This window comes from Polaromonas sp. UC242_47 (assembly GCF_044452385.1).
Taxonomy (GTDB): domain Bacteria; phylum Pseudomonadota; class Gammaproteobacteria; order Burkholderiales; family Burkholderiaceae_C; genus Polaromonas.
Window position 1 is genome coordinate 4,158,896 of sequence record NZ_JBIOAO010000001.1, and the last position, 25,194, is coordinate 4,184,089.

22 protein-coding genes, 1 pseudogene and 1 riboswitch are annotated in these 25,194 nt (G+C 61.6%); of the genes and pseudogenes, 10 read left to right on the plus strand and 13 right to left on the minus strand.

Translation table 11 applies throughout. From position 1 onward, the window contains the following. Window positions 1-20 precede the first annotated feature (20 nt). Window positions 21-1,694 (minus strand): serine/threonine protein kinase, encoded by a 1,674-nt coding sequence (locus ACHMXK_RS20215; RefSeq protein WP_397442310.1) that lies wholly within the window; start codon window positions 1,692-1,694, stop codon window positions 21-23. 174 nt (window positions 1,695-1,868) lie between these two features. Between ACHMXK_RS20215 and ACHMXK_RS20220 the strand changes: the two genes are divergently transcribed. The 7 genes from ACHMXK_RS20220 (at window position 1,869) to paaE (ending at window position 6,983) form a co-directional block, all read left to right on the plus strand. Further along, a complete protein-coding gene (locus ACHMXK_RS20220; RefSeq protein ID WP_397442311.1) occupies window positions 1,869-2,858 on the plus strand; it encodes a 23S rRNA (adenine(2030)-N(6))-methyltransferase RlmJ in 990 nt (329 codons plus the stop codon). Between the two features lie 122 nt (window positions 2,859-2,980). Next, window positions 2,981-3,982: a 1,2-phenylacetyl-CoA epoxidase subunit PaaA gene (paaA, locus tag ACHMXK_RS20225; RefSeq protein WP_397442312.1), complete on the plus strand. Its 1,002-nt coding sequence runs from the start codon at window positions 2,981-2,983 to the stop codon at window positions 3,980-3,982. Beyond that, complete coding sequence (locus tag ACHMXK_RS20230; protein WP_397442313.1) at window positions 3,979-4,119, plus strand: hypothetical protein; 141 nt, start codon at window positions 3,979-3,981, stop codon at window positions 4,117-4,119. The genes paaA and ACHMXK_RS20230 overlap by 4 nt, the downstream gene beginning before the upstream one ends. After that, window positions 4,116-4,400, plus strand: coding sequence for a 1,2-phenylacetyl-CoA epoxidase subunit PaaB (gene paaB, locus ACHMXK_RS20235; protein ID WP_397442314.1), 285 nt, complete (start codon window positions 4,116-4,118; stop codon window positions 4,398-4,400). Before ACHMXK_RS20230 ends, paaB begins: the two co-directional genes overlap by 4 nt. Further along, window positions 4,400-5,170, plus strand: coding sequence for a 1,2-phenylacetyl-CoA epoxidase subunit PaaC (gene paaC, locus ACHMXK_RS20240; protein ID WP_397442315.1), 771 nt, complete (start codon window positions 4,400-4,402; stop codon window positions 5,168-5,170). Before paaB ends, paaC begins: the two co-directional genes overlap by 1 nt. Window positions 5,171-5,240: 70 nt before the next feature. Then, on the plus strand, window positions 5,241-5,741 hold the full coding sequence (gene paaD / locus ACHMXK_RS20245) for a 1,2-phenylacetyl-CoA epoxidase subunit PaaD (RefSeq protein WP_397442316.1): 501 nt from the start codon (window positions 5,241-5,243) through the stop codon (window positions 5,739-5,741). Between the two features lie 123 nt (window positions 5,742-5,864). Further along, on the plus strand, window positions 5,865-6,983 hold the full coding sequence (paaE, locus tag ACHMXK_RS20250; RefSeq protein ID WP_397442317.1) for a 1,2-phenylacetyl-CoA epoxidase subunit PaaE: 1,119 nt from the start codon (window positions 5,865-5,867) through the stop codon (window positions 6,981-6,983). Between the two features lie 73 nt (window positions 6,984-7,056). Here paaE and ACHMXK_RS20255 read toward each other — a convergent pair whose 3' ends face one another. The 5 genes from ACHMXK_RS20255 to ACHMXK_RS20275 all read right to left on the minus strand — a co-directional run bounded on the left by ACHMXK_RS20255 (window position 7,057) and on the right by ACHMXK_RS20275 (window position 10,530). Further along, window positions 7,057-7,233, minus strand: a complete 177-nt coding sequence (locus ACHMXK_RS20255) for a hypothetical protein (RefSeq protein WP_397442318.1) — start codon at window positions 7,231-7,233, stop codon at window positions 7,057-7,059. Window positions 7,234-7,236: 3 nt separating this feature from the next. Next, the gene (locus ACHMXK_RS20260) at window positions 7,237-7,389 is read right to left on the minus strand and encodes a hypothetical protein (protein WP_397442319.1); all 153 of its coding nucleotides are present in this window, start codon (window positions 7,387-7,389) and stop codon (window positions 7,237-7,239) included. A 66-nt stretch (window positions 7,390-7,455) separates the two neighbouring features. Then, window positions 7,456-8,487, minus strand: coding sequence for a cytochrome d ubiquinol oxidase subunit II (locus tag ACHMXK_RS20265; RefSeq protein ID WP_397442320.1), 1,032 nt, complete (start codon window positions 8,485-8,487; stop codon window positions 7,456-7,458). Next, window positions 8,480-9,865 carry a cytochrome ubiquinol oxidase subunit I gene (locus ACHMXK_RS20270; RefSeq protein ID WP_397442321.1) on the minus strand — a complete coding sequence of 462 codons (1,386 nt, stop codon included), beginning with the start codon at window positions 9,863-9,865 and terminating at the stop codon, window positions 8,480-8,482. Before ACHMXK_RS20270 ends, ACHMXK_RS20265 begins: the two co-directional genes overlap by 8 nt. Before the next feature lie 2 nt (window positions 9,866-9,867). Then, entirely contained in the window at window positions 9,868-10,530 is a 663-nt protein-coding gene (locus ACHMXK_RS20275) for a GbsR/MarR family transcriptional regulator (RefSeq protein WP_397442322.1), read from the minus strand. 370 nt (window positions 10,531-10,900) lie between these two features. Here ACHMXK_RS20275 and ACHMXK_RS20280 point away from each other — a divergent pair, with 370 nt between their 5' ends. Further along, window positions 10,901-11,821: a hypothetical protein gene (locus tag ACHMXK_RS20280; RefSeq protein WP_397442323.1), complete on the plus strand. Its 921-nt coding sequence runs from the start codon at window positions 10,901-10,903 to the stop codon at window positions 11,819-11,821. A gap of 327 nt (window positions 11,822-12,148) precedes the next feature. Here the strand turns inward: ACHMXK_RS20280 and ACHMXK_RS20285 are convergent, their stop codons facing one another. Together ACHMXK_RS20285 and ACHMXK_RS20290 are read right to left on the minus strand one after the other, a co-directional pair. Then, complete coding sequence (locus ACHMXK_RS20285; RefSeq protein ID WP_397442324.1) at window positions 12,149-12,556, minus strand: DoxX family protein; 408 nt, start codon at window positions 12,554-12,556, stop codon at window positions 12,149-12,151. Between the two features lie 40 nt (window positions 12,557-12,596). Then, window positions 12,597-13,091, minus strand: a complete 495-nt coding sequence (locus ACHMXK_RS20290; protein WP_397442325.1) for an SRPBCC family protein — start codon at window positions 13,089-13,091, stop codon at window positions 12,597-12,599. Between the two features lie 385 nt (window positions 13,092-13,476). On the opposite strand from ACHMXK_RS20290, the gene ACHMXK_RS20295 reads away from it, so the two are divergent. Continuing rightward, window positions 13,477-13,947: a cupin domain-containing protein gene (locus ACHMXK_RS20295; RefSeq protein WP_397442326.1), complete on the plus strand. Its 471-nt coding sequence runs from the start codon at window positions 13,477-13,479 to the stop codon at window positions 13,945-13,947. Between the two features lie 77 nt (window positions 13,948-14,024). Here ACHMXK_RS20295 and ACHMXK_RS20300 read toward each other — a convergent pair whose 3' ends face one another. The 4 genes from ACHMXK_RS20300 to ahcY all read right to left on the minus strand — a co-directional run bounded on the left by ACHMXK_RS20300 (window position 14,025) and on the right by ahcY (window position 18,097). Continuing rightward, window positions 14,025-14,633 carry a septal ring lytic transglycosylase RlpA family protein gene (locus tag ACHMXK_RS20300; protein ID WP_397442327.1) on the minus strand — a complete coding sequence of 203 codons (609 nt, stop codon included), beginning with the start codon at window positions 14,631-14,633 and terminating at the stop codon, window positions 14,025-14,027. Between the two features lie 12 nt (window positions 14,634-14,645). Continuing rightward, window positions 14,646-15,476: a methylenetetrahydrofolate reductase [NAD(P)H] gene (metF, locus tag ACHMXK_RS20305; protein WP_397442328.1), complete on the minus strand. Its 831-nt coding sequence runs from the start codon at window positions 15,474-15,476 to the stop codon at window positions 14,646-14,648. Window positions 15,477-15,515: 39 nt separating this feature from the next. Next, a complete protein-coding gene (locus ACHMXK_RS20310; RefSeq protein WP_397442329.1) occupies window positions 15,516-16,517 on the minus strand; it encodes a TlyA family RNA methyltransferase in 1,002 nt (333 codons plus the stop codon). Window positions 16,518-16,666: 149 nt separating this feature from the next. Beyond that, window positions 16,667-18,097, minus strand: a complete 1,431-nt coding sequence (ahcY, locus tag ACHMXK_RS20315; protein WP_397442330.1) for an adenosylhomocysteinase — start codon at window positions 18,095-18,097, stop codon at window positions 16,667-16,669. A gap of 98 nt (window positions 18,098-18,195) precedes the next feature. Beyond that, window positions 18,196-18,270: riboswitch (S-adenosyl-L-homocysteine riboswitch) on the minus strand. 32 nt (window positions 18,271-18,302) lie between these two features. Between ahcY and ACHMXK_RS20320 the strand changes: the two genes are divergently transcribed. After that, complete coding sequence (locus ACHMXK_RS20320) at window positions 18,303-19,124, plus strand: HAD-IIB family hydrolase (protein ID WP_397442331.1); 822 nt, start codon at window positions 18,303-18,305, stop codon at window positions 19,122-19,124. 93 nt (window positions 19,125-19,217) lie between these two features. On the opposite strand, the pseudogene uvrA reads toward ACHMXK_RS20320, so the two are convergent. Then, a pseudogene (gene uvrA, locus ACHMXK_RS20325) lies at window positions 19,218-25,106 on the minus strand (excinuclease ABC subunit UvrA); the annotation flags it as partial. Between the last annotated feature and the right edge of the window lie 88 nt (window positions 25,107-25,194).

Consider the following 25,194-nt stretch of genomic DNA (forward strand, 5'->3'; position numbering starts at 1 on the left):
CATTCCCGGGCTGGGCTGGGCTAAAAGCCCTCAAACCGCTTGCTGTTTTGCAGCCGGGCGTTGTTTTCAACACACAGGGCCAGCCCCGCCATCTCCGGTTTCTGGCACTGGTGGTAAATACACATGGGGCGGCTCACAAAGTTGCTGTCGGCGCAGTAAACACGTGGATCGGGTGCGGCCGCGCGCGACGGCGCAGCCGCCTCCGCACGTTCAGATGCGGTCGCCGCCACCGAAACCGGGGCGGGAACAGGCGGCGGGCTGGCCGCATCGACCGGCGCCGCGTGTTGTTTGCCCGACGGCCGCTTGGGCGCATGGGCCGGGCCGGACGGCACAGGCGGATGCTCCGGCGCGGTCGACACCGGGACGGTTGTTGCCAGCACCGTCTGCCCGCCGTCTCGCGCGGTTGCAACCGGATCGGCCTTGCGTTCGTTTTTCGCCGCCGCCATCCCAGCCTCGGGCGCCCCACGGCCCCGATTCATAAACAGCGCGGCGGACAGCGCCAGCAAAACCAGCACCGCCACGCCGGCGCCCACACGCCAGGGCCAGCGACTTTGACTTGGCCCACCGCTCGCCTTGGCGGCTGGAACTGCGTCCCGACGCCGAGCCGGCAACGCCAGGGCCGGTGTCGGCTCCTGGCTGGGTCGGCGTTTGGGACGCGGCCGGGGTTCTTCGGATACGGCCCTGCCGGCCCCGGGCGCGCCTGGCGGCCCCCAGAGCGTGCCCAGTTCAGCACGCCAGTCGAAGCGGGACATGCCGTTGGGCGTTTCGAGCGCCATGGCCTGCACCAGGGCGGCCACGCTTTGCGGCCTGTCCTTGGCCTCGATGGCCAGCGCCTGGCCTATGCCCTGCACAAAGGCCGGGCTGTAACTCAGGCCAAACTGCTCCTGCACCGTGCGTGCGACGCGGGCAAAAGGCGGCAGGCGGTCCCGCACCACGCGAAGGGTGGCGGGCAAGGGCGGCTTGTTGCACAACAAGCCATGCACCACGGCGGCCACCGCGTACAAATCGGTCCATGGTCCCTGGCGTGAGCCCAAGGCGCCGACATGTTGCTCCAGCGGCGCGTAACTCAGCTTGAGTGCATCCGCCAGGTCCTGGGTCTGGCCGCCTATGGCATGACGCGCGGCGCCCAGGTCCAGCAACACTGGAGGCCCGATGTCCTGCAGAAAAATATTGTCAGGCGAGACATCCCGGTGCACGGCTTGCCCGTGGTGCAGGGTTTTGAGCGCGCCCAGCACCGCCCACAAGACCTTGCGCAGCCAGGCCTCGGACGGCGGCGCGCGCATCTGGCTGCGTGCCGCCTGCAGGGTGATGCCGCGGTACAGCGGCATCACCATGTAAGCGGTCTGGTGACCTTCCCAATAACGAAACACCTTGACCAGCGAAGGATGGTCAAACTGCGCCAGCAAACGGGCTTCGGCCACAAAAGACTGGAGCCCGGCCTGGAAAGCCGGCTGATCGACCGGATCACGCACCCGCACCGCGCTGTCGGCGCCGCGGCAAGCCAGCGCGGCCGGCATGTATTCCTTGATGGCGACCGGCCGTTGCAGCGAATGGTCAAAGGCCTGGTAAACCATGCCGAAGCCGCCGGCGCCCAGCAGCCCCAGCAGTTCGAATTCGGCCAAACGGGTCCCTGGCGGCAAAGCCTGCGCATGGGTGATCAGGGAAACAGGGGTCGTGGTCGACGGGTCGGTCATGGGCGGCGGCAGGCAAACAGGGCTTTTTCTGCCATTAGGCATGGCGCCCCTGCCAGCGTCAAGACACCCTGTCCGCCAAAGCCCTGCGTCCGTCGGGCGGGCGTACCTCATCGCAAAAATAGACTACCCCTGCGGCACGCGGCGAAAGACGTGAGAGCCCGTTAACATAGCCCCATGTTTAGTTATCGCCACGCCTTCCATGCCGGCAACCATGCCGACGTGCTCAAGCACACCACGCTGATCGCGTTGATGAAGTATTTGACCCAAAAAGACACGGCACTGACCGTGATCGACACCCATGCCGGGGCCGGGCTGTACCGCCTCGACGGTGATTACACCGAAACCAGCGGCGAAGCCCAGGACGGCATCTTTCGCCTGCTTTCGGCATCAAAAATGCCTGCAGCCCAGGCAGGCAAAGCGCCAACAGCTACCAAAAGCGTAGCGCCTGCCAAAACAGGCAAAGTCGCCGCCGAGCAACCCCTGGCGCCGGTGCTGCAGGATTACGTCGATTTCCTGCGCAGCCTGAACCCGCAGTTTGCCGAAACCGGCGATCCGGCCCATCTGAAAATTTATCCGGGCTCGCCGTTTATCGAGCAACATTTTTTGAGCGGCCGCGACAAACTCAAGCTGTTTGAGTTGCACCCCACCGATTTCAAGTCACTGACCGGCAACATCGAACAATTGGGCGTGGGCCGGCAAGTGGTCGTTTCGCGTGAAGACGGTTTTGAAGTGCTGAAAACCTTTCTGCCGCCGCCGGCGCGCCGCGCCATGGTTTTTTGCGACCCGAGTTACGAAATCAAGACCGACTACGGCCGTGTCGCGTCCATCATGGCCGATGCGGTCAAACGTTTTGCCACCGGCACCTACGTCGTCTGGTACCCCATCATTCCCCGCCCCGAAGCCCATGATTTGCCGCGCAAACTGAAAACCCTGGCGACCAAGTCCAGCCGCAGCTGGTTACATGCCACCCTGACGGTCAAGTCCAGCAAACTCACGACCGACGAGGCCGGCGACGTCAAGCGACCCGGCTTGCCGGCCAGCGGCATGTTTGTGATCAACCCGCCGCACACCCTCAAGGCCGACCTGCAACTGGCGCTGCCGCAAATGGTGACGCGCCTCGGGCAGGACCGCAACGCCGGCTTCACGCTGGACCACGGCGGTTAAAAAAACCGGCTGACCAGCCGCTTCGGCAGCCCTGCCAGCAATTAGCCGACCGTGCGGTCGGCTAATTGCTATACTGCGAGAAATTGCCTATTGGGCAAGCGCCGCATGACAGGAGCTTCCGCATGTACACCCAATCCCTAGACGTGGCCGACAGCTCGGCGCCGGCCTCGCTCGCCGCCGCGCCCGAGGCCTTGCAGGTCCGCTTCGACCAGAAGATTGATAGCGACCAGAAAATCGAGCCGCAGGACTGGATGCCCGAGGCCTATCGCCGTACCCTGGTGCGCCAGATCAGCCAGCACGCCCACAGCGAAATCATAGGCATGCAGCCCGAAGGCAACTGGATTTCGCGCGCACCCTCGCTCAAACGCAAGGCGATTTTGCTGGCCAAGGTGCAGGACGAAGGTGGCCACGGCCTCTACCTGTATTCCGCCGCCGAAACCCTGGGCAGCTCACGCGAGCAGCTGCTGGACGCGCTGCACAGCGGCAAGGCCAAATACAGCTCCATCTTCAACTACCCGACCTTGTTGTGGGCCGATGTCGGCGTGATCGGCTGGCTGGTCGACGGCGCGGCCATCATGAACCAGGTGCCGATTTGCCGCTGCTCTTACGGGCCGTATGCACGCGCCATGATTCGCATCTGCAAGGAAGAAAGTTTTCACCAGCGCCAGGGTTTTGAAAGCCTGATGGTGCAGATGCAAGGCACGTCCGAACAACGCGCCATGGTGCAGGACGCGGTGAACCGCTGGTGGTGGCCGGTGCTGGCGATGTTCGGCCCGCCCGACGCGGAAAGCAGCAACAGCGCGCAAGGCATGCGCTGGGGCATCAAACGCCTGAGCAACGACGAGCTGCGCCAGAAGTTTGTCGATGCCACCGTGCCGCAGGCCGCCATCCTCGGCGTGACCCTGCCCGACCCCGATTTGACCTGGAACGAGGAACGCGGACAACACGACTACGGCGCCATCGACTGGGACGAGTTCTGGGCGGTTGTGGGCGGCAACGGTCCCTGCAACCAGGAACGCCTGGCCACACGGGTGCAAGCGCATGAAGACGGCCAGTGGGTGCGTGACGCGGCCCTGGCCCATGCGGCCAAGAAAAAATCGCGGCAGTTGCGGAAAGCCGCATGAAAAAACTTCTGCTTGCCGTCTCTTCCGTTGCTCTCGTTGTTTTCCTCTCCTTGCTTGCCTGGGTGAGTGATGACATCGACAGGTGCCTCGACAGCGGTGGCAGATGGAATGCCAAGGAAAGGATTTGCGAAAAATGAGTCAAGAATGGCCACTCTGGGAAGTGTTCGTCAGGTCCAAACAGGGCCTGGAGCACAAACACTGCGGCAGCCTGCATGCGGTGGATGCGCAGCAGGCGTTGCAGATGGCGCGCGACGTCTACACGCGGCGCCAGGAAGGGGTGAGCATCTGGGTTGTGCCGTCCAGCAGCATCACCGCCAGCGCGCCCGACGACAAGGCGGAATTTTTCGAGCCCATGGGTGACAAGATTTACCGGCACCCGACCTTTTACGACATCCCGGACGAAGTGGGTCACATGTGATGGCGGCATCCTCCCTGGACTATCTCTTGCACCTGGCCGACAACGCCCTGGTACTGGGCCAGCGTAATGCCGAATGGTGCGGCAAGGGCCCGGTGCTGGAAGAAGACATTGCCCTGGCCAACATGAGCCTGGACCTGATAGGCCAGGCGCGCTTGTTGTACCAACATGCGGCCACCGTCCAGGGTGAAGGCGCGAGCGAAGACACCCTCGCCTACTTCCGTGATGCCCAGGACTTCCGCAACTACACCCTGTTGGAACTGCCGCACGCCTCCAACACGTCCGAGCGCGACTATGCGGTCACCATCACCCGCAACTTTCTCTACAGCGCGCTGATGCTGCTGCTGTGGGACGCGTTGCAGGACTCGAAAGATACGCAACTGGCCGCGATTGCCGGCAAGTCGCTCAAGGAAGTGCGTTACCACTTTCGTCATTCGCGCGACTGGCTGCTACGCCTGGGCGACGGCACCAAAGAATCCCAGGCCCGCACGCAATGGGCCTTGAAGCATTTAATGCCTTACACCCAGGAATACTGGACGCAGACAGCTATCGAAACAGTAGCAATTTCAGAAGGCATCGCGACCGATACAAGGGCCTTCAGAACACACTGGGACACACTGGTTGATGAGGCCTTGAAGGAAGCCGGCCTGCAGCGCCCGGGTTCAGACGCTGCCCTGCCGCTCGGAAAAAACGGTGACCACAGCGAGCACCTGACGCCCCTGCTGGCCGACATGCAAGGCCTGGCACGCGCCCACCCGGAGGCTCTATGGTGAATGCTTCGCTCTCACCACGAGCCTCAGGAGGCTTTTATGGAACACCCCCCTCAAGCGGGTGGTGGTGGTGATGACCACCGTGCAGCACATCTGGGAGCTGCTGGACGCCGTGCCCGATCCGGAAATCCCGGTGGTGTCCATCCGCGAGTTGGGCATCTTGCGCGATGTGCGCGAGGACGATCAAGGTCTGGAGATCATCATCACGCCGACCTACAGCGGCTGCCCGGCCATGGACCAGATCGCTGACGACATCCGCACGGCACTCGCGCAGCAACAGCTCAGCGCGCGCATCACCACGCAACTGGCGCCGGCCTGGACCACGGACTGGATCAGCGCCGCCGCCAGGATCAAGCTGCATAGCTACGGCATTGCGCCGCCGCACACGCTGGCACCGGGTGGCGACAGGGTGATCCGTTTTGCGCCGCGCCTGAGTGCCGCCCAGGCCGTGGCTTGCCCGCAATGCGGCTCATCCCACACCACTGAAACCTCGCACTTCGGCTCCACCGCCTGCAAGGCGCTGTACAAATGCCTGGATTGCCTGGAACCGTTTGACTACTTCAAAACATATTAAGGCCCCCACGTTCGCTCACTGCGTGTAGCTCTCTGCCCCCCGAGGGGACCGCTGCGCCTGCGGCCCGGCAAAGCCGGTTCCGCGGCCCCGACTGGCTAAGAGGAAACCGGCAATTGACTTCACATGTCCTACTTCCATTCACTCACCATCTCGCGCGTCACGCTGGAAGCCGCCGGCGCGGTTGCCATCCGTTTTGCCATTCCGGCCGAACTGCAGGACTTGTACCGCTTCACGCCCGGGCAGTTCCTGACGCTCAAGGCCAGCGTGAACGGCGAGCCGGTGCGCCGTAGTTATTCCATCTGCAGCAGCACACAGCAATTCGCGTCACGCGGCGAAATCGAGGTCGGCATCAAGCCGGTTCAAGCCGGCGTTTTTTCCAACTGGGTCACGCGGCTGCAGCCCGGCGACACGCTGGAGGTGATGCCGCCTGAGGGCCGCTTCACGCCGCGATTGACCGGAGCGCGGCACCGCGTCGGCTGGGCCGCCGGCTCGGGCATCACGCCGCTGCTGTCCATCATCAGCAGCACGCTGGCCAGCGAACCCGACTCGCGTTTCACCCTGGTATATGGCAACCAGCACGTCAACACCATCCTGTTCAACGAAGCGCTGCAAGACCTGAAAGACAGTTACCCGGCGCGCCTGACCCTGATCCATGTGTTCTCGCGCCAGGCACAGGAAGTGGCGCTGTTCAACGGGCGGCTCGATGCAACCAAGGTCGGTGAACTGCTGGCCAGCCTGGTACCGGCCGACAGCATTGACGAGACCTTTGTCTGTGGCCCCGAGGCCATGATAGAAGCCTGCGAGTTGGCCTTGCTGGCGGCCGGTGTGCCGCGTGAGCGTATCCATGCAGAACGGTTCACGACCGGAGAGCGCAGCCCCGTCGCTACTAAATCAATAGCTGGTGGCGCTCATGGAATAAGGGCTGAAGGCCAAAATGACTACATAAACCCGGCAACACCCGGCCCCATCCGCCTGTCGGTGCAACTGGACGGCAAGTCACACGAATTACGCATGCACGCCGATGAACGTGTGCTGGACGTGGCACTGGCGGCGGGACTGGACCTGCCCTACAGCTGCAAGGGCGGCGTCTGCTGCACCTGCCGCGCCAAGGTCGTGCAAGGCCGGGTACACATGGAAAAAAACTTCACACTGGAAGACTGGGAAGTGCAAAAAGGGTTTGTGCTGAGCTGCCAGGCGCGGCCACTGAGCGACAGCCTGAGCATCAGCTACGACGACAGGTAGCGACCTCAGCGGGGATCATTTCTCTTGAGGTGGCCCGGCGAAAAATCGGCCCGCAGGCTACTGACGATGGCCTTCAGTTGGTTCGGGAGTTCCACACATGGAGCTCAAACACCGCCTCGCCGGCAGGGATCTTGAGCTGGCTGAAAACCAGTTGTGTCGCCGCTTGTTCGGCTTGTTCCCAGCGCACCACCGCCTGCAGCTCTTCAGGTGTCCGATCGTCGAAGGGATTTTCAGCGCTCAGGGACCGCACAGCCTAGGCTTCGCAATAAGCGCCGCGTACGGCGGACGGGCCACCCAACGCGGCTTCCAGGGCTTCCAGAAATTTCGTTTCTGCAGCTTGCCGCTGCGTGTCTGTCAGGCCCTTGGCGGCCAACAGGGATGCGTTGTATTTGCTCTGCGCTCTCATGGGACTTGCTACGGAAGGTGGAAGGCCAATTCTACGTTTCCACAGCGCGGCCCGTGAGTCCGCCTGTCAATACTTCAGCGCCGTGCTTTTGCCCCAGAACACCCGGTAGGCAAAGATGGTGTAACCCACAATCACCGGCAACACCACCAGCGCACCGACCAGGATGACACCCATGGATTCGGGCGCGGAGGCCGACTGCCAGATCGTCAGCTTGTCGATCACCAGCCACGGAAAGATACTGTAGGCCAGGCCATAAAACGCCAGCAAAAACACCCCCACGGTCGAACCAAACGGCACCCAGACGCCGTATTCATTGCCCTGCGCCAGCCGCACCGGCAGGCGCTGCAGGCTGCGGTAAATGATCCAGAACAAAACCGCCGTGGCCACCGGAATCGGCAGCAGCAACACGATGTTCGGGAAGGAGAACCATTTGGCATAAATGCTGGCGCTGACCAGTGGCGTGGCGATCGAAATTGCGGCGATACCGGCCATGGTGAACCACAGGCTGCCGCGTGCCCAGCGCACCGCCCGCAGTTGCAACGCACCTTCTGTCTTGATGATCAACCAGCCCGCACCCAGCAGGCAATAAGCCGCCACCAGCGCCGCGCCTATCACCGCGTTGAACACCACATTCCAGGGGCCGGAGGCGAACCCCGTGATCAGCGCACCCAGCATGTAGCCTTGACTCCAGCCGGCCAGCAGCGAGCCGCTGTAAAACAGCCGGTTCCACAAAGGTTTGTGCGCCGCGTGTGCCTTCACGCGGAAATCAAAAGCCACACCGCGCAAAATCAGGCCTATCAACATCAGCGCCACTGGCAAATACAGCGCGCCCAGGATGATGCCGTACCCCTTGTGAAACACCGTGAGCAAAACACCCACACCCAGCACCAGCCAGGTTTCGTTGGCGTCCCAGAAAGGGCCAATGCTGGCCACCATGGTGTCCTTGTCGTCGTCGCTGGCGCGGCGCATCAACACCCCCACGCCCAGGTCGTAACCGTCCAGGATCACATAGGCCAGCATCGCCAGGCCCATGACCACGAGAAAGACAATCGGCATCCAGCCGGCGGCCTGCGTCAGATCGGGGGCGAGATCAAACATGAGAGGCTCCTTCTTTTTCGGGATAGTTCATGACATTGAGCTGGTCCTCCAGCCGCGCGACCTGGGGCTTGGACCGCGCCAGGTAAAACACCACGGAGATGTAAGCCACCAGCAGCGACACATACAGCGCGAGGTACAAGACCAGCGTCAGCGCGATCGTAGGCGCCGGCACCTTGGAGGCCGCATCGGCCGCCGTCAGCACACCACTCACCAGCCAGGGCTGGCGCCCGATCTCGGTCACGTACCAGCCGGCGACCAGCGCCACCCAGCCGGAAAAGGTCATGGCCACCAGCACCCGGGCATGCCAGACCGTCAGGCTGCGGGTCTGGCCTTTTTTCCACGGCGCCAGCTGAAAGGTCGTGGCCCAGCTCACGGCCAGCATCAGCAGGCCGACCCCGACCATGATGCGAAAGGCCCAGAACACCGGCGCCACCGGCGGGTGTTTGCCCTCAAACTGGTCCAGGCCCTTGACCTCGCCGTCCCAGCTGTGGGTCAGGTAGAGCGAGGCGAGTTTTGGAATGGCGATTTCATAACGGTTCTCTTTGGCCTTTTCGTCGGGCCAGGCAAACAACACGGCGGGCACACCTTTTTCGGTCTTCCAAATGCCCTCCATCGCCGCCAGTTTGGCCGGCTGGTGTTCCAAGGTGTTCAGGCCATGCGCATCACCAGCCAGGATCTGCAGCGGAATCAGCACCGCCGCCAGGTAGACACCGGTTTTGAGGCTGGCCATCACGTCGGCACCGCGCTCCTGGCGCAGCCAGCGATAGGCAGATACACCCGCGACCAGAAAGGACACCGTCAGCCCCGAGGCCAGCAACATGTGCACCAGCCGGTAGGGAAACGAGGGGTTGAAGATCACTTCAAACCAGCTGGTGACATGGGCCTGGCCGTTGATCATTTCAAAGCCGGCCGGCGTCTGCATCCATGAGTTGAGCGCCAGAATCCAGAACGCCGAGAGTGTCGTGCCGCCGGCCACCAGCCAGGTCGCCACCGTGTGTGTGGTTTCACTGACACGGGACCGCCCGAAGAGCATCACGCCCAGCATGGTCGCTTCCAGGAAAAACGCTGTCAGCACCTCATAGGCCAACAGCGGCCCGGCGATGTTGCCCACGGTTTCCATGAAGCCCGGCCAGTTGGTGCCGAACTGGAAACTCATGGTGATGCCGCTGACCACACCTAGCGCAAAGGTCAGCGCAAAAATTTTCACCCAGAACTGGTAGGCATCCATCCAGTGCTGCTGCCCGGTCTTGACGAAGCGCAGCTTGAAAAACAGCAGCACCCAGCCCAGCGAGATACTGATGGTCGGGAACAGGATGTGAAACGTGATGTTGGCCGCAAACTGAATACGCGCCAGCAGAAATCCATCAAGGCCTTCCATGGTCAGCTCCCTTCTTTATCGTTCGTGTTATCGAAGATCCGGCCAGCAGGTTTGTGATCGGCAACACCCGATGGTTGAGCCGCCATGGTGTCTGGTGTCGGCTTGCCTGTCAAACCGGCCACCACCTTGCTCGTCAACTTGTCCTTGACCTCCAGCAGCTTGGCCACCTTGGCGCCCATCTTCATCAGGCTGACCAGGGTGGCCGAATCCATCTTCTGCACATCGGCCAGCCAGCCCGTCATGAGCTCGATCAAATCGTGCATTTGTTTCATGCGCGCCTGGGCGTGGATGTCGTCCTCATGCGCCGGCTGCTCCATCAGCGCATCACGCAACATGGACAAGGTCGGGTCAATCTCGCGCTTGCGCCGCTCCTCGGCCAGGGTGCGGAAGATGGCCCAGACGTCTTCGGGCGCCTGGAAATACTCGCGCCTGTCATTCGGCAGGTGCTGCAGCCTCACCAGATTCCAGGACTGCAGCTCTTTCAGCCCCATGCTCACGTTGGAACGCGAAAAGCCCAGTGCCTCGCCAATATCGTCGGCATTCAGGGCACGCGGCGAAACATACAAGAGCGCGTAAATCTGGCCAACGGTGCGGTTAATGCCCCATCGACTGCCCATTTCTCCGAAATGAAGGACAAAACGTTGGGTCAGGGGGGCTAGGTTCATGGCGGCTCGTGTTTACTGAATTTTCAGGAATTACTGAAAGTATAGTAATCAAACCACGATTGCACCAGCTATGAATGCTTGCCATCGCGTAGCGTGAGGCTATTGCGGGCTCAGTCCAAAAACGGGGGAAAGCACCTACCCAGCAGAGGAGGCCCCATACGCGAGCAGCACCTAAACTCGGTGGCGGCGGGGTTTGTCGGTCAATTGTTTAGCTGGGAAGCTGGGAAGCTGGGGTGAGATCAGAAAATTCTTTGCGGAACAACATGGCTGATTTATTCAGCACCAGCTTATGCCGCTGCGGCATTTTTATACCGCAGACTTTGCGGCATACATTACGTTAAACACCAGAAGAAAAACACTAGGAAACCACATGGAGCAACCGTCATCGAACTGGTTCGTTCGAACACTCATCGTCATCTTCTGCATCTTTTTGGGGGTGATGGTTGTTTTTCGATTCTTTCTCATAGAGCCACGAGGAGAGATTTCCGGCGGGCTTCTAGTGCTTCTAGCCTTCGTGCTTGTATTGGTGCTCAGCGAGTTGTTTGACAACTTCTCCCTCGGGAAGCTCGTCAACATGTCCAAGTCGCTAAAGGAAAAGGAAACTCAGAAGACGGAGTTAAAGAAAGAGAATGCCGAGCTGCGTACACAGCTAATAACAGTGACAACCAGCGTCTCGCAACGGCAAACAAGTACCAACATATTTGGCCTGCCTGATCAAATGGCAGAGCTGTTGACGGTGAAGAAGGCAGCTGACGAAGAAGTCGCCGCGAAGCGAAGGGAAGAAGAGGTGCCGCGAGCCGCGGCGGCGGAAGCGCCCAGCCGCCGCATAGATCGAGCAAAGCTCGAGTCAACCTCGATCGCGAAGTTCGTTTCGGCTCAAAATCTGCAGGCCTTCAACGTCATCCAGGAAGCCAAGTTGTCCACGCAGTTCTCTGGCATAGATCCAATCACTGATACCACACCGATCTTTGATGCCTACATCAACACGGTCGATTCAGAAGTCTTTGTCGAAACTCGGCCTAGCGGGTATACATCGTTGATGTTCCGGGATCGTCTCTACGTGATGCTGACAAAACTACATCACTACAAGACCATTAAGAAGGCCAATGTCTACTTGGCTCTGGTACTTGCGAACGTTCAGGAAGAAACCGCGCGCCCCGCAAGCTTCTATCTTGATCGTCTGCAGCGAGAGTTCGAACCAGCAATCACCTCTGGGTTGCTCAGAATACATGTCATCGAATTCAGTTCAGAAGAGACCGCCGGCCTCTATATCGAGTCGCCTGGCGTCTAACTCAAACGTTGGGCCGCATCAGGATTGAGAATGCCATCTACTTCGGGCGAATGAAGCTCGCCAATATCTATGAATTGTTCAGTAGCTATGTCATCTCCATGTTCTATCGCCCTAAATATTGCTCTGCTGGTCCAAGGCGCAAGTTTGCATACCCTAACCATTCCAACCAGCTTCACCCGCCACACCAAACGACAGCTAACTCACAATCTATATTGTGGGATCGAACCTAATCCGGGGCCGACATCACAGCTTTTGCATCGCGCGCGCCAAGCAGCCACAGCCCTTTGACAAACTCTTGGCGGACAGACAGGAAAGTTGATCCCTGTACTAAACCCGCCAAGGCATCTGCGCCCGCAACGTCCCATCCCGCAACCAAAGCCCCAGCCACATCAGCACCCCGATATACACACCAAACAGCGTGTGGCTGAACAAGGGATCACCAATGCGTGCATGCGTGGCAATCGCGCCGCCCAGATAACCCGTCAGCAGCACAGCCCCCAGCACGGAGGTTTTCGGGAAGGCGTAAAGCAGGCCGCAGATCAGCAGCAACACGGCCAGCGGCACGGCCGAGGTCACGGGCCAGCCGAGCTGGATCAAGGACTCGGCCACCTGCGGCACACCCATGAACTTGATGCTGATGTCCATCAGCAGGAAAAGCAGGACCAGGCCGGTGAGGACGCGGCCTGTCCAGAGGGCGGGTTTTGAAATCGGGCTGACGGTGCTTGTGGTGTTCATCTGTGATTCCTCCACGGAAGTTTTTGATCTGTTCAAACGCTCAAGCCGTGGGCTTGGGCGCGCCCACCAGTTCGGCGAGCTGGTCGGTGCATTGGCCCCAGCCTTCATAAAAACCCATCTTTTCATGCGCCTCGCGGTCGGCGACCGACCAGTGCAACACGCGGGCGGTGTAACGCGTCTTGCCGCCCTCGTCGACAAAGCTCAGCACCACGGTCATGAAGGGTTTTTCAGACGGCTGCCACGCTTCGGTGTAGGCGTCGGTGAACACCAGGCGCTGGTTGGGCACCACCTCCAGGTAGACGCCGCGGCTGGGGAACTCTGTGCCGTCCGGGCCGGCCATGACAATCATGCTGGCGCCGCCGGGGCGCACATCCAACTCGGCGCGCGGCGTGCGCCAGGGTTTGGGGGCAAACCACTGTTTGAGCAGTTCGGGCTGGGTCCAGGCCCCGTAAAGCTTCTCGCGCGGGGCGGCGATCAGCCGGGTCAGGACCAGTTCACGGTCGGAGGCGGGGGCGATGAGGGCTGAGGCAGTCATGCGGTTTTCCTTTCGGTTGGGTTTTACCAAGGCCTTTTCAGGCCTCTCAGCTGCACGACGATTAGCGTATAGCCGTTTCGACAAGCCACGGGAAAAGCCAGGGTAAATACTTGACTTGGTCGCCTGGAACCCAAGCACCCAACCCGTAAACGCTATGCATTTAATAGCTACTGACGCTCGCCAAATAAGGGCGCAGTGCCGATTTCATGCACAAAATCTGGTTTACCCACGCCTTCTGGCTGGCCAGCCGGTTTTGGCAGGATCAGGCTTGACGCGCGATCCGCGGATGGCCGGTCTGCCCTTACCGGGTCGGCGCTATTGGCAAGTCAGGCGCTACCTGCGCATACTGGCCCGCCAACTCTAACTACCTCAAAGGATGGGACCCATGCGCTACTCCACGACTGCCTTCAGCTTTGCCATCGCCACTGCATTTGCGGCCGGAATTGCGGTGTCGCCGTTGGCGCATCACGCGCTGCCCGACGCGCATGCGCAGTCGGCGCCCCTGGCTCCCGCGATGATCGACCTCATGGCGCTCAAGCATGGCGAGATTCCAGCCACGCCCAATCCCGAGATGAATGCCCGGGGACTTGTCAGCACCGACAACGCCACGATTGGCATTCAGTCCGGCAACGTGGCAAAACATATCCATCCCAAAACCGACGAGATCCAGTACATCATCGAAGGAAGCGGCGCGATGTGGCTGGGCGGCGAACGCAAGGAATTCAAACCGGGCACGCTGATCATCATCCCCAAAGGCACGGCACATGGCGGCACCGTGGTGACCAGCGGGCCCGTCAAAGCCCTCGCGATCAAGATACCGCCGCAGGCCAGGGACGACGTGACTTTCGTCAACTGAGCGACCGCAAACCGCCGGTGCTGGTGCGACCGGCGGCCAGAAACTCAGCGCCCCCTGACACCTGCAGTGAGCCAGGTTCAACGCGCCTTCGGCTTCACCCGCTTGACGACCCGTGCACGTTTTTTGGCCGGCGCTGGCGGTGGCCGCGCTTCAGCCACCGCTGGCGTGGACTCCGGCACCAGCAGCACCACCTCCTTGAAGCCCAGGCCCAACATGCCGAGTTCTTCGGCGGCGGCGCGGCTCACGTCGATGATGCGGTTGCGGCTGAAGGGGCCGCGGTCGGTGATGCGTACATCCACGTCCCGGCCGTTGACCAGGCTGTGCACCCGCACCATGGTGCCAAAAGGCAAGGTGCGGTGGGCGGCCGTCAGGGCGTGCATGTCGTAAATCTCGCCGCTGGCGGTGCGCCGGCCCTGAAAACCCGGGCCATACCAGGAGGCGCCGCCGCGCTCGAACTCGCGCGCGGGTTCGCCCGCCAGCAGCTCCGGCCGGGCCGGCTCATCGGCCGGCCGCTCTGCGGGTGATGCCGTCTGGCTGGAGGAAGCGCCTGGCGCTTTAGGAGTCTTGCCGGCGCGTGGCACGGGCTCGGCAGGTGTGGCCGGCGTGGACACCGGCGCCGTCGTACACGCGGCCAGCAGCGCCAGCAAGCTGGCGGCCAAGGCAAACCGGATCACACCCTGTTGCATGGGTGGCCGGCCTTAAGCCCCGTTCAGCCGCCGGATGATTTCCGTGGTCGCGGCGGCCTGGTTCATGGTGTAGAAATGGATGGCGGGCACGCCGGCTGTTTGCAGCTGGGCGCACAGGGCGGTGATCACGTCCAGGCCAAAACTCTTGATGGACGCGGTGTCGTCGCCGTAGCCCTGCAGGCGCAGGCGTATCCAGCGCGGGATTTCTGCGCCGCAGGCGTCGCTGAAACGCATGAGCTGCGTGGAACTGGTGATAGGCATGATGCCGGGCACCACCGGCACATCAATTCCCATCTTCTGCGTGTCATCGACGAAGCGGAAGTAGGCGTCGGCGTTGAAAAAATACTGGGTGATGGCCGAATTGGCACCGGCCCTGACCTTGGTCGCAAAGGCCTGCAGGTCGGCGTCGGCCGATTTGGCCTGCGGATGGATCTCGGGGTAGGCCGCCACCTCGATGTGAAAGGCATCGCCCGTGGTCTCGCGGATAAACGCCACCAGGTCACTGGCGTAATGAAACTCGCCACCCATGCCGTAACCGCTGGGCAGGTCGCCGCGCAAGGCCACCAGGCGCGTCACGCCCATGGCCTGCAGCTCGGCCAGTTGCTGGCGCACCGTGGCCTTGGTCGCACCGACACAAGAGAAGTGGCAGGCGGCCTGCACACCTTCGGCCAGGATTTCCTTGACCGTGCCAAAGGTGCCGTCCTGGGTCGAGCCACCGGCACCAAAAGTCACCGAGCAAAACTCGGGCTGGTGCGCGTACAAGGCCTGGCGCACACCGCGCAGCTTGTCGGCGCCTTCAGGCGTTTTGGGTGGGAAAAATTCAAAGCTGATCGGAAGATTCATCACCAGTCTCACTTGTTCTTCAGGACGTCGCAGCGCGGCTCAATCGTCTTTGTCGCGGCGTTTGCCGCGCGCCGGGCCATGCTGGCCGGCGTGGGCTTCTTCAGAGTCCTCGTGCGCCTCATGCATGGCGCGCAGTTCGCTGCGCGGTGTGCGTTTGGCGGCCTTGCGCGGTGGGGCGACCGCCAGCGGCTGGTCTTCCCCCACGGCTTCATGGCCTTTTTTCGCATGGATAAAAAATTCGCGGTTGCCGTCGCCGCCTTCAATCGGAGAGTCCAGCCAGCCCAACACCTCCAGGCCCAGCCCGGTGCAGGTGTCGCGCAAACGTTTTTCGACAAACGCAAAATGCACCGGATCACGCACGATGCCGCCCTTGCCCACCTGGCCAGGCTGCAATTCAAACTGCGGCTTGACCAGCATCAACAAGTGGCCGTCGGGCTTGAGCAGGCGCACCACGGCGGGCAACACCAGGGTCAGCGAGATAAAGGACAAATCGCCGGTCAGGAAGTCGAAGATCGGGTCGAAGTCGGTGTCTTCTTCGTAGCCTTCACCGCCCTCGCCATCTTCGCCCTCTTCGCCGCCACGCATGGCCCGGCTGTAATGCGTCACCAATTCGTCGGCCGTCAGCGAACGGGCATTGACCCCTTCGATACACACCACGCGCGCATCGTCGCGCATCGTGCCGTGCAACTGCCCATGGCCCACGTCCACACCCACCACCTGGGCGGCGCCACGCTGCAGCAGGCAGTCGGTGAAACCGCCAGTGGACTGGCCGATGTCCAGGCAGCGCAAGCCGCTGACATCGACACCGGTTTTCTGGAGTGCGCCTTCGAGCTTGAGGCCGCCGCGCGAAATGTATTTCGCCTCGGTGGTGTCCGGCACCTGGACCTCGGCGTTGCCGGGCAATTCGTCGCCGTTTTTGGCGACTTTTTTCCAGGGGCCGCCCTCTTCCACGCGCCACAAGACGCCCGAAGCAATCAGGCGCTGGGCCTGCGAGCGGGTGGTGGCCAGGCCATGTTCAACAAGAAAGAGGTCAGCGCGCATGATGGAATTTTCTGCCTTTTACGGCGTTGATGGCGTAGCGAGCGGCCCGAGAGCAAGGCGCGGGTGGCAGGCAACCGGAATGCACTTCAGGTGCATGAGGATTGCCTGATCAGGACCCGCAACGCCGCTATCGGATCGCGCAGTAGCCATTAGTAGCGGTAGGTGTTGGCCTTGTACGGGCCGGCCTTGTTCACGCCAATGTAGGCCGCTTGTTCGTCGGTCAATTCGGACAGCATGGCGCCGACCTTCTTCAGGTGCAGACGCGCCACTTTTTCGTCCAGATGTTTGGGCAACACATACACCTTGCCGGCTTCGTATTCAGACTGCTTGGTGAACAGTTCGATCTGGGCGATGGTCTGGTTCGCAAAGCTGGACGACATGACAAAGCTGGGGTGGCCGGTGCCGCAACCCAGGTTCACCAGACGGCCCTTGGCCAGCAGGATGATACGTTTGCCGTCCGGGAAGATCACGTGGTCAACTTGCGGCTTGATCTCTTCCCACTCGCATTTTTCCAGCGAAGCGATGTCGATTTCGTTGTCAAAGTGGCCGATGTTGCAGACGATGGCCTGGTCCTTCATGGCGGCCATGTGTTCGTAACGGATCACATCCTTGTTGCCGGTGGTGGTCACGAAAATGTCGCACTTGTCGGCGGCGTATTCCATGGTCACAACCTTGTAACCTTCCATCGCGGCCTGCAGGGCGTTGATCGGGTCGATCTCGGTCACCCAGACTTGCGCGCTCAATGCGCGCAAGGCTTGGGCCGAACCTTTGCCCACGTCGCCGTAACCGGCCACACAAGCGACCTTGCCGGCGATCATCACGTCGGTGGCGCGTTTGATGCCGTCCACCAGGGATTCGCGGCAGCCGTAGAGGTTGTCGAACTTGGACTTGGTCACCGAGTCGTTGACATTGATGGCGCGCAGGGCCAAGGTGCCCTTGGCCGACATTTCATTCAAACGCAACACGCCGGTGGTGGTTTCTTCGGTCACGCCGATGATGTTTTTCAGGCGGCGGCTGTACCAGGTCGGGTCTTGCGCGAGCTTGGCCTTGATGGAATTGAACAGGCAGATTTCTTCTTCGCTACCGGGCTTGCTCAGCAGGCTGGCATCGGTCTCGGCCTTGGTGCCCAGGTGCATCAACAAGGTGGCATCGCCGCCGTCGTCCAGAATCATGTTCGGACCTTCTTCAGGCGTGCCCTTGGCGCCGCTGAATTCGAAGATGCGGTGGGTGTAGTCCCAGTAGTCGGCCAGGGTCTCGCCCTTGACGGCAAACACCGGCGTGCCGGTGGCGGCGATCGCGGCGGCAGCGTGGTCTTGCGTCGAGAAGATGTTGCACGAGGCCCAACGCACGTCGGCGCCCAGGGCTTTCAGGGTCTCGATCAGCACGCCGGTCTGGATGGTCATGTGCAGCGAACCGGTGATACGTGCGCCCTTGAGCGGCTGGGCCTTGGCGAATTCTTCGCGAATGGCCATCAGGCCTGGCATTTCGGTTTCGGCGATCTTCAGTTCCTTGCGGCCCCAGGCGGCAAGGCCGATGTCGGCAATGATGGAATCAGTAACAGGTTTCAGGACGGCGCTCATACGGTTCTCCAGATTTCAAACGTCAATTGGGCAATATCGCCACGGCATGTTGCGTTGAGGAACGGGGATGTCGGTCGGTCACCCGGCTTCTAAGCATATGCGGGTGAGCGTGGTTGCAAATGAAAGTCCTGAGCCTAGACCACATGTCGTGGGTTGCAACGCTCCTCAGGGAGCCGCCATTGTACAGACATGCGACACTTTCGGCATGAAAGCCCTGAAAACCTGGCCCGAAACCGAGCGCCAACACATCACCGGTGTCTTCACCGACATCGACGACACCCTGACCACCGAGGGCGCCATCACACCCGATGCACTGCAGGCGCTGGCCGACCTGAAAGCCGTCGGCATACACGTGATTCCCATCACCGGCCGCCCGGTCGGCTGGAGCGAGCCCTTTGCGCTGAGCTGGCCGGTGGATGCCATCGTCGCCGAAAACGGCGCGGTGGCGCTTGTTTCAAGCCAAAACAGCCTGCAACCTATAGTGGACGGACGTAGTCAGCTATCAAAACTGTATCAACAGGATGAAACCACACGCTTGGCCAACTACGCCCGCATGCAGGAAGTGGCGCGCCGCGTGACGCTGGAAGTGCCCGGCGCCGTGCAATCGGAAGACAGCCCGGGGCGCGAAACCGACATCGCCATAGATCACAGCGAGTTTGTGCATTTGCCGGCCGAGGCCATCAACCAGGCCGTGGCCATCATGCAAAACGAAGGCATGAACGCCACCGTGAGCTCCATCCACATCAACGGCTGGTTTGGCGCACACAACAAGCTGGAAGGCGCACGCTGGATAGTCCGCGAACTGCTGGGCCGCGACCTGGACAGCGAAATGCAGAACTGGGTCTATGTCGGCGACTCGACCAATGACCAGCTGATGTTCGAGGCCTTCCCGCATTCGGTGGGGGTGGCCAATATACGCCGCTTCGAGGCCCAGCTCAGCCACAAGCCGCGTTACATCACCGAGGGGGAACGCGGCGCGGGTTTTGCCGAAGTTGCCAAGGCCGTGCTGGCGGCGCGCCGCCGCTGAGCAGAACGGCGATTTGGCCGGCACTTACAAGCCAAATCCGCCTCCAGCCCAGATACAACGGACGCAAGCAGCTATTGATTCAATAGCAACTCAGGCACACCCACCCGGGCCAGCACACTTTCCAGCGCTTTCCCGGTGTGGGTGCCCAGCTTCACCACCGCCTCCGGCGGCGCGGACGCCACCACCTGGCCGCCGGCGTTGCCGCCGTCCGGGCCGAGGTCAATCACCCAGTCGGCTTCGGCGATCACATCCAGGTCGTGTTCGATCACCACCACGCTGTGGCCACCATTGACTAAACGGTGCAGCACGTGAATCAGTTTTTCGACATCGGCCATGTGCAGACCAACGGTGGGTTCGTCCAGCACGTACAGCGTGTGCGGCGCTTTCTGGCCACGGCGCGTGATGTCGTCACGCACCTTGGACAGCTCGGTCACCAGCTTGATACGCTGGGCCTCGCCACCCGACAAGGTCGGCGAGGGTTGGCCCAAAGTCAGATAACCCAGGCCCACGTCTTTCAGCAGTTGCAGCGGGTGCGCGATGCTGGGCATGGAGGCGAAAAACTCCACGGCTTCATCAACTTCCATGGTCAAGACATCGCCGATGTTTTTGCCGCGCCAGGTCACGGCCTGGGTTTCGGGGTTGAAACGTGCGCCGTGGCAGGTTTCGCACAACACCTTCACATCCGGCAAAAAGCTCATGCCTATGGTGCGCACGCCGGCGCCTTCGCAGGTCGGGCAACGCCCTTCGCCGGTGTTGAAACTGAAACGCCCGGCGCTGTAACCACGTGCCCGCGCTTCCAGCGTGTCGGCAAACAGCTTGCGCACCGTGTCCCAAAAACCGATGTAAGTGGCCGGGCAGGAACGCGGCGTTTTACCGATCGGCGTCTGGTCCACTTCCAGCACACGGTCCACGCCGGCATAACCTTCGATGGCTTCGCAGCCGGTCCAGGCCGGATGTTGGCCGGCGCCATCGGCATCACGCCCGGCCTTGGTTGAACGTTGCATGACCGCGGCATGCACATTGGTCAGCAAGACGTCACGCGCCAAGGTGGATTTGCCGGAACCCGACACGCCTGTCACCGCCACCAGCCGGTACAGCGGCACGTTCACCGACACGTTTTTGAGGTTGTGCAAGTGCGCATTCACCACCTTGAGCCAGGACGTGAACGGCCCCGCAGCGCTGGGCGCCGCGTTGTGCAACGCGCTGGCGCTGGCGGCAGCCGCCTTCAAGGCCTTGGCTTTTAATGCAGCCGCCTTTTGTTTGCTCACGGGTTTGGCATCCGCAGCAACAGGTAGCGCCACCACCACGGCGGCGGGCGCCGCGCCGGTACGCGTCTCGCGGCGCAGCTGCAGCGGATGAATCAGGGGATTGGCCAGGTAACGCCCAGTGAGTGAATCCGGCAGCGTCGCCAGGTGTTCGGCCGTGCCCTGCCCCACCAACTGCCCGCCGCGTTTGCCGGCGCCGGGGCCGATGTCGATGATGTTGTCGGCGCGGCGAATGGTGTCTTCGTCGTGTTCCACCACCACCAGCGTGTTGCCACGCTCACTCAGTTTGCCCAGGGCACGCAACAGGATCTGGTTGTCGCGCGGATGCAGGCCAATCGTGGGTTCGTCCAGCACATAACAAACCCCTTGCAGGTTGGAACCCAGTTGCGCCGCCAGCCGGATACGTTGCGCTTCGCCGCCCGACAAGGTGGGCGCGCCGCGGTCCAGCGTCAGATAACCCAGGCCCACGTCTTCGAGGAATTCGAGCCGGCTTTTGATCTCGGGAACCAGATCGCGTGCAATCCCCGCTTCGCGGCCGGACAACGCCAGTTGTTCCACCCAGGCGCGCACGTCGGTCACCGACAAGGCGGCGATGTCGGCGATGCCTATGCCGGCAAACTTCACCGCGCGGGCTTGCGCGTTCAGGCGTGTGCCTTCGCATTTGGGACAGGCCGCGTCCACCACATCGTCGGCTTCGGGCTCGGCAAAACTTTGTTCGCGGCCCTTGTTGTCGTCGTCACGCACCGAGTCGTCAAACACCTTGCGTTGTTCTTTGGTGAGTTTGACACCGGTACCCCACACAATCCGGGCACCAGCCGTGTTTGCTGTTGTAGCTGAAAAGCCGCGGATCCAGCTCGGGGTAAGAGGTGGAACACACCGGGCAGGCACGCTGCGTGGACGAGGCCTGCAACTGGCCTATGTGTTTGGTGGAGGTGCCAGCCAACATCGCGCCGCGCAAGCCGTCGAGCGGGGCCAACACATGCACCACCCCTTTGCCATGTTGCAGCGCGGTCGTCAGCGCCTGGCGCAGCGCGGCTTCGTTGTCGGGCGTAACGTGGATGTCGGCAATCGGCAACTCGACCGTGTGTTCCTTGAAGCGGTCTATGCGCGGGAAGTTCGTGGTCGGCAAAAACTCGCCGTCGATGCGCAAGTGGGTGTAACCACGCGGCCGCGCCCAGTCGGCCAGTTCGGTGTAGACACCTTTACGGTTGATCACCAGCGGCGCCAGCAGGCCGATGTGCTGGCCGCGGTAGGCCTTGAGCAATTGCGCGGCAATACTTTCAGGGCTTTGCGGCATCACGGCCGCGCCGTCCTTGATGCAATGCTGGATGCCCAGCTTCACATACAAAAGGCGCAGAAAATGCCAGACCTCGGTGGTGGTGCCCACGGTGGACTTGCGCCCCCCGCGCGACAGGCGCTGCTCAATCGCCACCGTGGGCGGAATGCCGTAGACCGCATCGACTTCGGGCCGGCCGGCCGGCTGCACAATGCTGCGCGCATAGGCGTTGAGCGACTCCAGGTAACGCCGCTGGCCTTCGTTGAACAAAATGTCAAAGGCCAGGGTGGACTTGCCGGAGCCCGACACACCGGTCACCACATTGAACTGGCCGCGCGGAATATTCACCGACAGGCTTTTGAGGTTGTGTTCCTTGGCGTTGACGATCTGGATCAGGTTGGAGAACTTGGGCCTGGTGGCCCAGGCCTTGGGCCGCGCTTCTTCGACACCGTGTACCTTGCCCATGGCCTGCTCGTATTCACGCAGCGCCAGCGCGGTGTGAGAGGTCGGGTGCTGGCGCACAGATTCAGGCGTGCCTTGTGCCACCAGCAAACCGCCGGCTTCACCGCCTTCGGGGCCGAGGTCGATCAGCCAGTCGGCGGAACGGATCACGTCCAGGTTGTGTTCGATGATGATCAACGAATGGCCGACGTCGAGCAACTTGCGCAAGGCGCGCATCAGCTTGGCGATGTCGTCAAAATGCAGGCCGGTGGTGGGCTCGTCAAACAAAAAAAGCGTGCCGCGGTTGATGTTTTTCAGCGCCAGCGGCTGGCGGCTGACACTGGCGGTTTTGGAGGCGCCAGCCAGGAAACCGGCGAGCTTGAGACGCTGCGCCTCACCGCCCGACAGGGTCGGCACGGGCTGGCCCAGCTTCACATATTCCAGGCCCACATCCACAATCGGCTGCAAGGCACGAATCACCTCGCGGTCCTGCGCAAACAGCTGGCTGGCCTCACTCACCGTCAGGTCCAGCACGTCGGACACATTCATCAGCCGCGGCAACACATCCCCGATGGCTTTGCGCTCTATCGTGACTTCCAGTATCTCGGGCCGATACCGTTTGCCGTCGCAGTCGGGGCAACGCAGATAAACGTCGCTCAAAAACTGCATCTCCACATGTTCAAAGCCCGAACCACCGCAGGTCGGGCAACGCCCGTCACCGTTGTTGAAGCTGAACTTGGACGCGGTGTAACTGCGTTGCCGCGCCAACGGGGCCTGCGCAAACAATTCGCGCACCGCATCCCAGGCGCCCACATAACTGGCCGGGTTGGAGCGCGCTGTCTTGCCAATCGGCGACTGGTCGACAAACACCACATCGGTCAGGTAGTCCGCGCCCATCAGTCTGTCGTGCGCACCCGGCGTTTCGGTGGCTTTGCCAAACTGGCGCAACAAGGCCGGCGCCAGAATGTCCTGCATCAAGGTGGACTTGCCGGAGCCGCTGACACCGGTGACACAAACCAGGCGCTGTAGCGGAAACTCCACCGTCAGGTTTTTCAGGTTGTGGTCGCGTGCGCCTTCCAGAATCAGGCGCGGTGTGTTGTCGGTGACCGCACGTTTGAAACCCATGCCGACCTGCTTGCGTGAACCAAGGTAGGCGCCGGTCAGGGTATCGGCGTGTTTCAGGTCTTCAGGCGTGCCGTCAAACACAATCTGCCCGCCCTTCTCGCCCGGGCCGGGACCCATGTCTATCATGCGGTCGGCGGCCAGCATCACGGCCGGGTCATGTTCGACCACCACCAAGGTGTTACCTGCATCACGCAGCCTGTGCATGGCCTGGGTGATGCGGTTCATGTCGCGCGGGTGCAGACCGATGGAGGGTTCGTCGAGCACAAACAAGGTGTTGACCAGCGAGGTGCCCAGGGCCGTCGTCAGGTTGATACGCTGCACCTCGCCGCCGGACAAGGTGCGGCTTTGCCGGTCCAGCGTGAGGTAACCAATCCCCACATCACACAGGTATTTGACGCGGGTGTGGATTTCCTCGAACAAGGATTTCAACGCCTTGTATTCCGCATCGGGCGCAACGCCGTCTTGCACAACCGCCGGTGCCAGGCCATTGAAGAACTGTCGAAGGCGGTCAATCGGCAGTTGCATCAAGTCATGCAAACTCAGGCCAGGCAGGGCTTCAAGTTGCGCACGGCTCCAGTCCACGCCCACCGGCATGAAACGTTTGCCCGGCGGCAACACGGCATCGGCCGCCTCTTTGGAACCCAGGCGCCACAACAAGGCCTCCAGCTTCAGGCGCGCACCGCCGCAGGTTTCGCACGGTGTGTAGCTGCGGTACTTGGACAGCAGCACACGGATGTGCATCTTGTAGGCCTTGCTTTCGAGGTAGGCAAAAAAGCGCTTGATGCCGAACCAGTGCTGGTTCCATTTGCCGTTCCAGTTCGGCGAGCCGTTGATGACCCAGCCCTGCTGCTCGGACGTGAGTTTGGACCAAGGGGTGTCGCGCGGAATGCCGGCCGTTTCGGCGTGGCGCATCAAATCGTCTTGCGCCTCTTTCCAGGCCGGCGTCTGCATGGGCTTGATCGCGCCGGAACGCAAGGTCAGCTTGTCGTTGGGAATCACCAGGCCGTAGTCCACCCCGATCACGCGGCCAAAACCACGGCAAGTTTCGCAAGCGCCCATGGCGGAGTTGAAGGAAAACAGCGACGGTGTGGGATCGCCATAACGCAGGTCGCTGTCCGGGCAATGCAGGCCGGTTGAAAAGCGCCACATTTCCTCCAACGCACCTTCCTCGCCGCCCTGCACATACACATTCAGCTTGCCGCCACGTTTGAGCGCCACTTCAATGGCTTCGATCACACGCGCCTTTTCGGCGCTTTGAATGCGAAAACGATCGGCCACCACGTCCAGCAATTTGTGCGGGCCGGCAGGGGTGGCAACCTCGCGCTCGGCATGCACCCGTGTGAAACCGCTGGCCGACAGCCACTGTGTCACCTGTTCGGCACTGGTATTGCCGGGCAATTCCACAGGAAAAGTCATGATCACTCTTGCATCACTGGCCGCCGTGCGCGCCATCAACTCTGCATAAATCGATTCGGGCGTGTCATGTCGCACCGCCTGCGCCGTCTTTTTATCAAACAGCTGCGCGGCACGGGCATACAACAACTTCAAATGGTCATTGAGCTCGGTCATGGTGCCCACGGTGGAGCGCGAACTGCGTACCGGGTTGGTCTGGTCAATGGCAATGGCCGGCGGCACACCTTCGACCTTGTCCACGGCGGGCTTGTCCATACGGTCCAGGAACTGCCGGGCGTAGGCCGAAAAAGTTTCCACGTAGCGGCGCTGGCCTTCGGCAAACAGGGTGTCAAACACCAGCGATGATTTGCCCGAGCCGCTGGGGCCCGTGACCACCGTCATTTCACCGGTGCGAATATCCAGATCCAGGTTTTTGAGGTTGTGCTGGCGCGCGCCGCGAATGCGGATGATTCCCTGGGACATGTATGGGTGCTTTCCTGAAGAGGTCAAACATTCTAGACAGAGCCGCCAAGGCCTGCTGCGTGGGGTTAAAACCCTTTGGGGCGCCGAA